We start from the raw sequence: 10,304 nt of genomic DNA on the forward strand, positions 1-10,304 counted from the left end.
TAGGAGAGCGCCCGACAATAGGGGTGTGGATCAATGAGCGGAGCTGGTGTGCGTGCATCGCGAGGCAGCGGAGGGAGTCACCGGAGGTGTTGGGTGGCGACCGACGAGCCGGGGCACCCGTGCAGCGATGGACAGGGAGCGATGACGCGAGGTGCGCGCCCTGGCCCCGCGACACCGCGTCCCCTATTACCGGTCGCTCTAAGTTCTCAATAAACCCAGTCAGCCAAGAAATCAATTTCCTGAAACCGAAACCCGACATTTCCCGGCGCGCCGATCACCATATCGAAGGGATTGCGCATGAAACGCCATAACCGAGACGACTACTACGTCATCGGCGAAGGAATCTTGACGCTCGACAGTAACGACGAGCCGATCACTGTTCGCCCATCGGCGATTGCCGAGGTGCGCAAGTTCCGATTCTCCCGGCTGGGACCGGTCGGGGCGCCGATTGACGACACCCAGCGACTGATCGCGGAAACGGTGGCGACCGCGATGACCACCGACCCGGCCGGTGGTGACCCCGAGTCCAGCACGAAAGATCATGGAAGCCCTGGCTCGGGCATCCCCTCCGGGTTCACCTATCTCGGCCAGTTCGTCGACCACGATCTGACCAGGGACAACAACAGCGACCGACTCGGCCAGGACGTCACCGTTGATGAGCTGGTCCAGGGCCGGTCACCGTCGCTTGATCTCGACTCGCTCTACGGTCGCGGCCCGCAGAAGGATCCGCGGTTCTACGCCGACGACGGAGTCAGCCTCAAGAGCGGGTCGACGACGGGGGTGGGCCAGGGCGCCCCAGGAGCCGATAACCCGTTCGCCCGGGCCCCGCATGACGGCTTCGACCTGCCGCGGGTCGGCACGGGCCCAACGCTGGCCGATCAACGGTTGGCGAACATCCCTGACCAACGTAATGATGAGAACCTCGCGGTCGCGCAGACCCACCTTGCGTTCATCAGGTTTCACAATCGCGTCGTGCGTACGCTGGCCGGCAGCACACCGAGCGTGCAGCTTTTCTCCGCCGCCCGGAACACTGTCGTCAGGCACTACCAGTGGATGCTGCGTACCGACTTCCTGCCACGCGTGGTCGATCCTGCGATCGTCACCGATGTCTTCACAAACGGACGCCGGTTCTTCGAGGTACCGGCAGCCTATGGCGACCTCGGCTGGTACCCACAGCATGGTGGCAGAAACATCCAGCCTGGCGACCTTCCCACCATGCCGATCGAATTCTCCGTCGCGGCCTACCGGCTTGGCCACAGCATGGTACGCGACGCTTATGAATGGAACGCGATCTTCAACAAGAAACAGGGTATACCGGCCACTCTGCTACTCCTTTTTGCGTTCTCCGGCACCAGCGGAATCCTGGCGCCGGCGGGCTCGGTGAATAATCTGAACGACCCGAACATCGGTGGCCTGAAATTGCCCAGCAACTGGGTTGCCGACTTCCGCCGGCTATACGACTTCAGCGAAGCCAAGCGTGACGATCTCACTGTCGACTCTGATGACTTCAACATCACCAAACGTATCGACACCCTGTTGGTCAACCCGCTGCAGCAGCTGCCTCTGGGCACCTTCGGCGGCCGGGATGCCACAGTCCACGCGGCTGGACGTCAACTAAACCTCGCGTTCCGTAACCTGACACGCGCCGGTATGGTCAGACTGGGCAGCGGCCAACAACTGGCCGAGTATCTAGAGGTCCCGCCCCTGACCACCGCTCAAATCATCGCCGGCAACCAGGGCGCGTCCCTCGACCAGCTCACGGCCGACCAGAAGGACTCGTTCGCAAAAAACACCCCGCTGTGGTTCTACATCCTGCGGGAAGCTGAACTGAACGGCGGCCGCCTCACCGGCGTAGGTGGCCGGATCGTGGCGGAGGTATTCCATCGCGCGATGGAGGGCAGCAATGCCTCAATCGTCCGCGATCCGAGCTGGCGGCCATCACTCGGACCGGACAACCACACTTTCCGTATGGTCGACCTGCTGCTCTTCGCGTTCGAAGGCAAGAAAGAACTGCTGGCGCCGCTCGGCTGAGCCCGGTTGGGCACACGGTACGTCCCCATGGGGTGCCAGAACTCGGCCACCGGCGTCTACCTGAAACTTCAGGCCGCTCGTTCACATTCACTGACCAGGCGGCCAAGGCAGGCTGAAGGACCGAGCGGAACACACCAGGCCAGCTGCTGGCACCCCACACCGTCCCATGCGCCCGGCACCCACGAGCAGCAATGACTGGCAATCTTTAGCGGCTTCGGCAATAGGACTGTCCAGCTTGCGCCGACCGGGCGGCGCCTCGCGAGGCACACGCCCCAACCAGGCTCCCTGATCCACGTCCCTCTTGCCGTAACGCCCTACGACGTGTTTCGGAAGTCGTCGTTCGATCAGCGAGGCGCGTCCAGGCGGCCCTGGCCACGGCGAGCCAGACAGCTGGCTGTCGAAACACGCCCTAAAAGAGCAAATCAAGATCATCATCCGATGATGACACACCCGAGACGTCCCCGCCCAGTCCGGGAAGCCCCTGCACATCAAGAGCACCGGCCAGTTCCGGCATCCCACACCGGCTCGCGACGATGTCATCGCCTAGATCATATGGTCGGGAATTTTGCATAGGCCACACGTCCCGGTACCGGTGCACGGTGGCAAGCAGATCAGTCAAATATTCTTCGTGACACCACTCGGCATCAATATGGGCCGCTTTCTCCCATGCCCAGAGAATCTTGGCTTCGTTACGTTCCCGCCGCAGCCGGTCCGCGTGCCGCTCGAGATTCAGGAGGTTCCGCTGGAAACGGCTGATCTCTTCGGCCCACTCATCGGGTGCCGCCGGATTGTCAACGACTTCCGCAGCCTCCGGAAGCGGCTCATCCGGCAGCAGCCACGTCGCCGGATAGCACAGCGTTGCCTGCGGATCGACATCCACATCATCGGTGGCGAAAGTATCTCCGGAACTGAGTCCTGAAAAATAGTCGCCCCAGTGCCGGCCCGCGGCGTCGGTCAGTTTACGCAGGCGTTCTCGCCGCTGCCGCACCACATCGCGGTACTCCGACCGCTCCCGCATCAACAGCTCTATGGCTTCGTCACGTTCTCGCTGCCACCGAACTGTCCGCTGACACAGGCTGATAAGGTTCCGCTGGAGGCGGTTGAACTCTTCTGCCCAGCCATCGGGTGCTGCCGAATCAGCCGGCACCCGTAGGCCCCGGAAACGGCTCACCGATGGGACCAGCTGTCTGTCCCGGCGTACCGACACACTCCTGGTGTCACCGTCGGCGGCACCAGGAGTGTGTTCGATATCCGTATCATCCGTATCCGTGCGGACGTGCAACTTGCCATCGGCATCCGCTACAAGAACTCCGCCCATCCGACACCCTCCCAAGGTCGCGTGGACATGACGATTAAGAGAGCGACCAGCAAGAGGGGACGCGGCATCGCGGGGTTATCGCGGGGGTCGGGGCACATACCTCGCGGCATCACTCCCCATCCATCGCCGCGCGGTGCGCGGGCACCCCGGCTCGTCGGTCGACGCCCATCACCTCCGGCGCCTCGCGATACACGCACCCCAACCCCGCTCCCTGATCAACCCCCCTCTTGCCGGGCGCTCTCAATCGAACGGAAGCATATGTCCAGTTCACCTGGATGTCTATTCACAATACTTCAGAATTATTAATCCACAACGCGGCGAATGAGGCCTTGGAGCGGCACCAGGCCACGAGTTCGTCATTGCGGATAATCACCCTCCGGATATTACGCGCGGGACCGAGTACGCAACGTGCCGAATTTCCGCCCCCAACCGCATGCAGGCCGACGAATACTGGCCGCGGCGGAATCCAAAAAAATCAAGAAGCCCGCGGACACCCACTGGAAACGCAACAATCGATCAACCATTGATAACCGGTCGGGTCCGGTAGATCGTCGGATCCGCGCGGCTGACTTCAGCTGAAGTCAGCTGGTTCGGTGGCTCACTGGATGATCGGGACATTCGGGAGTGGCCGGCCGGGTCGTGGTCTCCGGGCCCGGCCCACGGGGGAATCGTCCAGGCCCGACGGGATGCGCCAGGGCTCAATCTCCCCTTGCCCGTCTGACGACCTCCTCATCTGTCAACGGAGATGCCGGGTGGTGACTCAGGCAGAGCGGGGTGCGGATCTTCTCGAAGGTCAAGGACTCGCTGGTGGCGTAGAACTCACCAACGCCAAGCTGGCCGATGTCCGGTGCGTCGCCGCCCTTGTTGCGGGCAATCGCTCGGGCCGTGTCAATTTGCACCGGGCTGCTGAGCCGGCCGAAGAACTGCGTGGTGGCGTTTCCCGGGATGCTGTTGTGCAGGCCTTTCGGGTGCTGGGTGGCGAAGAGCAGACCAAGGCCGTACTTACGGGCCTGCGAGGCCAGCGCGAGAGTGCTCGCCGTGCAGGCGGTGACCGTGCCGGACGGGGCAAATATCTGCGCCTCATCCATCACGAACAGACCGCCGAGCGACCGGTCGACGGCCGGATTCTTCTTGGCCCACGCGAACAGGGCCATCTGTAGTTGGTTGACGAAGCTCTGCCGCTGATCATCGTTGGGCAGGCCAACAAGGCTGATCACCGAGATGCGGGCTCGCCTACCGGCCGGCGGGGTCAGCAGCACGGCGGGGTCCACCGGCTGACCGTCGCCACCAAACAGCGGGTCATTGACCATCGCGGCTCTCAGGTCCTGCGCCAGGCTCTTCGCGTGCTTGTCATGGGGGTCGAGAGCGGTCACACCATCTGGCAGGTCGGCCAGCAGATCCGCGAAGGAGCTGAGGCTGGTGCGGCTGCCGCGGGCGAAGTGCTCCAGCGCGTCCCTGAGCACGGCTCGGCTGATGTTCGCCCTGCTTGTGCGGCCGTCGACACCGGCCCGAACCGCCAGCGTGGCCACGGCCGCATCGATCGCCGCGTCAAACTCGTCCTGGTCGTCCCGTATGCTCACGAAGTCGGGCAACGGCTGGAGGCTCAGCGGTCGGCCGCCGGCCCGACGGGGCGTCCACAGCACCACGTCAGTGCTGCCGAGGTACTCGGCGGCCAGCGCATCATCCGCGTCATGCCAGCCGCTCGGCACGCGCGGCCACGCATCCCCCAGCCGCGCCAGATCGTTGTTGGGATCCAACACGATCGATGACACGCCACGCAGCGCGCACTCCTCGAGCAGGCGGCGGATCAGCACGGTCTTCCCGGATCCCGAACCGGCAAAGATCGCTACGTGTTTCCGGAACACCTCGATATCAATACGGGCCGGCCGGCCGGCGGCCACTGTCCGGCCGACGGTGATCGCCCGAGAGCCCGCACCCTGGTCGGCAGGATTCGCACTCCGCTCTTCCGGCGCCTCGAACGGATGGCTCTCGTAGCTGTTCTGGTCACCAAGCGGCGGACCACTCACTGACGAGCTGCTGACACGGCGGTGAGCGACAGCGCAGGAGCCGGCTCCTGCTGAGCTGGCGTTGGCGCCGTTGCCTGGATCCTCGGCCGGACGGATCGGGCCGGGCTCCGCATGGGCGTCGCTCCCATCCGGTGCCGCGTTGGCGAGGGCTGCGATCAGCAAGGCTGTTGTACTGGCTGGACGGCGCGCATTCAACCATTCCCGCAGAGCTGGATGCGGCTGCTGGAGCAGCCTGCCCAGCGCGGTGAAGGTTGCCACGTCCTCGTCGCTGATGGGGAGTGTGACACCGCCGGCCGCTTCGAACGCCGCAAGGGCCTGCTGGGTCTTGACGCCGCGACTCCACTCGACGTTGCGCAGCAGGAACAACCGCCGGCGTGCGCTGCTCTGGGTGAGCCCGGCCATCACGCAGGCGCTCTGGATACGGTGCAGGGCCGCGTTGCCGTGCGTGCTGGTAACCGCTCGAAATGCCCACTGCATCTGCTCGCCGGTATCCCGGTTGATGGTGCGGCTGAGCCGCGCGTGCAGTGGAGGCCTTGCGCTTGGCTTCGGCTCAAGCGCGAAACCTCCGGGCGCACCACCGTTTTCGATGATCCAGGCAGTGAGACCGGCCGCCAGTAGTTCCGGTACAAGGCTGTCCTCGTTGCCGGGCGTGATGGCCGTCGTAGTCGAGCGCAACCCGGCGAAAGCCGTGTCCAACTCCGCGAACACCGCTGGCGGCAGAGGATAACGTACTGGCAGCGGATCGTCTCCAGCAAACGACTCCAGCTCTTTGACCGTACCCATCAACAGGCACGACTGGATATGCCGTTCGATCCGCTGAAGCAGCTCGCGTGGTGTGTAGCTGGGCGCCTGGTCGAGTGCGGCCTGAGCCACCGGCCAGGTCGGGTACGGCGGCTCGAAACCGATACGCTGAAAGTGATCGTGGAACCGTCGAGCAAGGAGCTGGGTTATCAGCGCCGGATCATCGATGTGGCCAAGGGGTGGGATGGCGCGGAACCGGTCCCGGACAGATGTCACAGCCCATTGCTCGAACATGATCCATGTCACCGGCAGGCAAGCCAGGACGCACAGCGCTCGCTCGGTCCGTTCGCGCAGGACGAGTAGCCCGTCCGCGAGGAGGTTGAGCTCGCGGAGAGAGCGATTCTCGTCCGGCTTGCCGTCCACCGACGCTGTCGTCTCCGCGACGATGGTGTCTACCTGATCGACCGCGAATACGCTCGGCCCGGTGAGCGCCAGCAGCCGCGAGATCTCCTTCACCACCTCAGGCGGCTGCTTGGCGGTGGGTATCATGCCGCGCCGGGCCCGTTCGCCTGGCTCCTGCTCCTCCACCGAGAGCAGGAAGCCGTCCCCGACGGTCTGGTCGTCCAGATCACGAGAATTGACCAGGACGAGCGCTCGTAGCGTGTGCTGACATTCACGGGCGAGCTGCCGGTCGAACACGTGTAAAGCTACGATGAAATCTTTGAGACAGGCCGGTGTGAGAACGCTGTCGCCGACCACCGACGCGGTCAGTTCCGCGGAGACGCCCAGCAGCCCGCACAACCCGCGCAGGAATCTGCTCAGTTGGGTCTGGTCGCCGTCAACAGGCCGAAAAAGATCCGTGATCATCGAGGTGACGACGTTCTCCCAGAATCTGCTTCCGGTCGGCGCTCCGATGAGAAAGAAATAGCCGCCAGCGCCCTGCACCTGCTCTCTCAACCGGCCAACCAGATGGGTCTTCCCGGTACCAGCCTGACCACGGACCACCACACCGAGCGGCCTGGCTGTCGGCGTCTGAGCCAGGTCCGCGATGGTGTCGGAGATCCTGCGGCGGGTGTCGGTGTGCACACCCTCGACGTGGACCGGCGAGGGCTGCCACACGTCTTCGAGGTCATAGACCCAGTCAAGCTGCAGGGCTGCGATGGCTTCCAGCTCACTGATCATGCTGTGCCAATCAACAGCAGGTGGCTGTCGTGCTCACCGATCCGGACGGCCGCTTCCCGGTCCGCCGCTGTCAGGGCCTTCTGGTCCTCGTCGGGGACGATCCACACGTCGGCCTGACGGACCATCCCGCGCAGTATTCGGTCGACCGTCTCCCGCTCGACATCGCCAAGCAGGAGACGAACTCCGACAAGCCGTACCCAATCACCAGGTCGGCTCGCGAGCTGGGCATACGCCGTCCGCACGGCGGCCTCGATGTCGGCAGCGCTCATCGCGCCCGGAGCGGCATCGGGCGGCCTGGCTGAGCCGGTCGCTGTGGCCGACGCACCGTTACCGCCACTATCGGTTGTGGCGGTAACGGCACTGTCCGCGGGCAGCACGTCCACCCATGGCGCTTCAGCCCGGAAGAAGTCCGAAACTGGCATGCGCTCGCGGATCAGAAACCGCTCGACGCCTTCCGTGAAAGCTGCGAGGTAGCCAAATTTGATTGAGCTGGAAATCGGCCGGCGAGGCGCCAGCTCCTGCCGGCCGCGTGCCCATCCCCGGTCAGTCAACTCATGGAAAAGAACATTTCCGTGCCCCTTTTCCTTACTGCTCTCGACTAACTTGAGATTGTTTAGTTTCTGCCGCGCGGAACCAGTGAGAGAAAGTTTCCAGCGCTCGTCCAGCTCTTTGTTGGAAATTCTTCGGCCGTGCGCGAGCAGCACCAGCAGGATGCCGGTTTCACTGGGTGTCAGATCGTCATGTGCCATGCCCTGGAGCCTCTTTCTTTATGCTCTGCCGATTCTTACGGAAGCTGGCCGTCAGGCGGTGGATGCGGTGGATGCGGTGGATCGGCCAGGGACGCCGAGTCCACCGAACACGGGTGCTCAGCCGCTGGAACTCGGGCGCTGTCGCCCTGCGGGCCGCCAGTGCCAGTGCCGCGGGTCCGGCCTGTTTCGCTGGGGAGGCGGCTGGCAACGGCCGTGGGCCAGGGGGGCTGCGCCGCTACCGGCACGGGGACCGCGACGGCCGGAATCCGATCGGTATCCAGCAGCGGGCCGCCAGTCAGCCAGGCGCCGGCATGCCCCTGATAGGCAAACCACTCAAGGGTGTTCAGCAACGCGCGCTCGCGCCGCACATCATCGGATCGCGGCAGATCGACCAGCAGTATCAGCCGCCGCCGTCCGAAACTACCGGCGATGACCTGGGTAAGCGTGGCCGCCTGCGTCTCCAGCGAGAAACGGGCGTTGGTGAGTTCGTCGGTCAACGAGCGCTCAGCCAGGTCCGCGAGATAACGAGCGAACATGGTCGAGCCTGCGGCCATACGGGCGGCCAGCCTCCGGACCGCGGCGACGCCCGCACCGCCCGGGGTATCGATCAACTCGGCGCCGGGCAGCCAGGATGGAAAAAGCCGCCGTGCCACCGCGTCCAGCTCAGCGACCAGGCTGGTCTGGAGCGCGACGGACCGTTCGGCCGAAGGCCTGTAGATCACCACAGCCGGCGCGCCGTCGGGCAGCGGACTGAGCGCCGCACGGACAGCGGCTCCCGACACGCCCGCGAGATACCGGACCCCGTCTACCGGCACACGGGACCAAGCGCCGCCGTCAGCTCGGATCTGAGCGGTCGGCGCTGCGGTCAGCGCCGCGGGCTCGATCTCTCCTGATGACCTGCTCCGTTCCGCCGCGCCGGAGCCGGCCGCCTCCGTTGGCCCGTCTTTCCGCCGTGGGTCGTTGATCCTCCGTGAGACGTGTCCGCGGGGATGTCTCAGCGCCGTCTCCCGCACGTCGGACCCGGTCAGCTCATCTGCTCGGTCACGGCTCGGACGTTGTGTCGCTGAGACGCCGCCGGAAGGCCGGTGTGCCAGGGGCTGTGCGGCCACCCGCCGCACGAGGTCTCCTGGATCCGTCGGCAGGCTTGCCGGCCGGCTCGGCTCACCTGGCGCCGGTTTGTCCCCGGTCCGCTCCGGAAATGCCGGTTCGGTTATGGCGCGCGCCGACGGGAACACCGGCTCTGCAGCGGGCTTGTCTCGACCCTTGATCGCAGCCCGGATGCTGTGCAGAAAATTCTTGCGTGCGACATCGGCGGCCAGCCCGAACAAGTCGATAGCAGCTATCGGCCCAAGCACTCCTGGGCGCTCGCAGTCCTCGATGCGGACCGGCAACAGCTTTCGCTTGAATCCAGCTGGATCGGCCTCCAGCGCGGCCTGCCACTCGGGTTGCTCGTAGCAGGAGTTCAGGTAAGCGGCGGACAGGATGGCGATGGTGCGTTCCGCCTCCAGAGCACCCCGCTGTACATGAGCTGATCTGTTAGAGCCAGGTACGAGATCCCAGGCCTCGATAAGCACGCGGTAGCCCGCCGCCTCCAACTGCCAGGCCAGCCATTCGGCCCATGGGCGATCCTCGGCCGCGTAGGAGAGAAGGAAATCCCAGCGCACCGGGGATGCCGCCCCCCTGTCGGACATGGCAGTGATTGTGCCATCCGTTCGCCCGCACGGTGCCGCCGGTGGGTGGGGAGAGCGTCCAATCCCGTCAAATGACGGAAATGCGGTGCTTGGCTGCGTCTTTCCACCGGGCCCCGTTCGGCCCAGGCCCCTGTCGGGTTGCCGCGACGACGCGTGTGGCGGCACCGCGGCCGGTCTCAGCGAGCAGGCGAGGGCAATAGGACTGTCCGGCTCGCGCCGCCCGGTCGGCGCCTCGCGTCATCGCTCCCCGTCCATCGCCGCGCGATGCACGGGTACCCCGGCTCGTCGGTCGACGCCCCACACAGGGCGCCTCACCTCCGTCGCCTCGCGATGCACGCACCCCAGCCCCGCTCCCTGATCGAACGCCCTATTGCCGGAGCCTCTTAGCGGCATGCCAGTACCGGCACCCCGTGCGCGTGCCGGCGCAGGCTTGAACGTGGGCTCCGCGCTCCACACCTCACTGTTCACAGAGCCTCACTGTTCACAAACGCTCCGTCTCATGAGCAACAAACCGACCAGCGGACCGACCGGCGGACCGAGCAAGCACCGGTGACCCCACCACCGA

General features: G+C 65.1%; 5 protein-coding genes. 1 reads left to right on the plus strand and 4 read right to left on the minus strand.

The window, feature by feature from the left end:
* Positions 1-297: 297 nt before the first annotated feature.
* On the plus strand, positions 298-2,031 hold the full coding sequence (locus MJ785_RS17420; RefSeq protein WP_239374292.1) for a heme peroxidase family protein: 1,734 nt from the start codon (positions 298-300) through the stop codon (positions 2,029-2,031).
* A 409-nt stretch (positions 2,032-2,440) separates the two neighbouring features.
* On the opposite strand, the gene MJ785_RS17425 is transcribed toward MJ785_RS17420, so the two are convergent.
* The 4 genes from MJ785_RS17425 to MJ785_RS17440 all read right to left on the minus strand — a co-directional run bounded on the left by MJ785_RS17425 (position 2,441) and on the right by MJ785_RS17440 (position 9,739).
* Entirely contained in the window at positions 2,441-3,349 is a 909-nt protein-coding gene (locus tag MJ785_RS17425; RefSeq protein WP_239381807.1) for a hypothetical protein, read from the minus strand.
* A gap of 698 nt (positions 3,350-4,047) precedes the next feature.
* Positions 4,048-7,299 (minus strand): helicase HerA domain-containing protein, encoded by a 3,252-nt coding sequence (locus MJ785_RS17430; protein WP_239381809.1) that lies wholly within the window; start codon positions 7,297-7,299, stop codon positions 4,048-4,050.
* Entirely contained in the window at positions 7,296-8,048 is a 753-nt protein-coding gene (locus MJ785_RS17435; protein WP_239381811.1) for a hypothetical protein, read from the minus strand. Before MJ785_RS17435 ends, MJ785_RS17430 begins: the two co-directional genes overlap by 4 nt.
* 35 nt (positions 8,049-8,083) lie before the next feature.
* The gene (locus MJ785_RS17440; protein ID WP_239374268.1) at positions 8,084-9,739 is read right to left on the minus strand and encodes a toll/interleukin-1 receptor domain-containing protein; all 1,656 of its coding nucleotides are present in this window, start codon (positions 9,737-9,739) and stop codon (positions 8,084-8,086) included.
* Positions 9,740-10,304: the final 565 nt, after the last annotated feature.

The organism is Protofrankia sp. CiT1, from assembly GCF_917627335.1.
In the GTDB taxonomy this organism is placed as follows: domain Bacteria; phylum Actinomycetota; class Actinomycetes; order Frankiales; family Frankiaceae; genus Protofrankia.

Coding starts and splice junctions, on each gene's coding strand:
- MJ785_RS17430 (WP_239381809.1), bottom strand. CDS start 7,299: ATGATCAGTGAGCTGGAAGCCATCGCAGCCCTGCAGCTTGACTGGGTC.
- MJ785_RS17435 (WP_239381811.1), bottom strand. CDS start 8,048: ATGGCACATGACGATCTGACACCCAGTGAAACCGGCATCCTGCTGGTG.
- MJ785_RS17440 (WP_239374268.1), bottom strand. CDS start 9,739: ATGTCCGACAGGGGGGCGGCATCCCCGGTGCGCTGGGATTTCCTTCTC.
- MJ785_RS17425 (WP_239381807.1), bottom strand. CDS start 3,349: ATGGGCGGAGTTCTTGTAGCGGATGCCGATGGCAAGTTGCACGTCCGC.
- MJ785_RS17420 (WP_239374292.1), top strand. CDS start 298: ATGAAACGCCATAACCGAGACGACTACTACGTCATCGGCGAAGGAATC.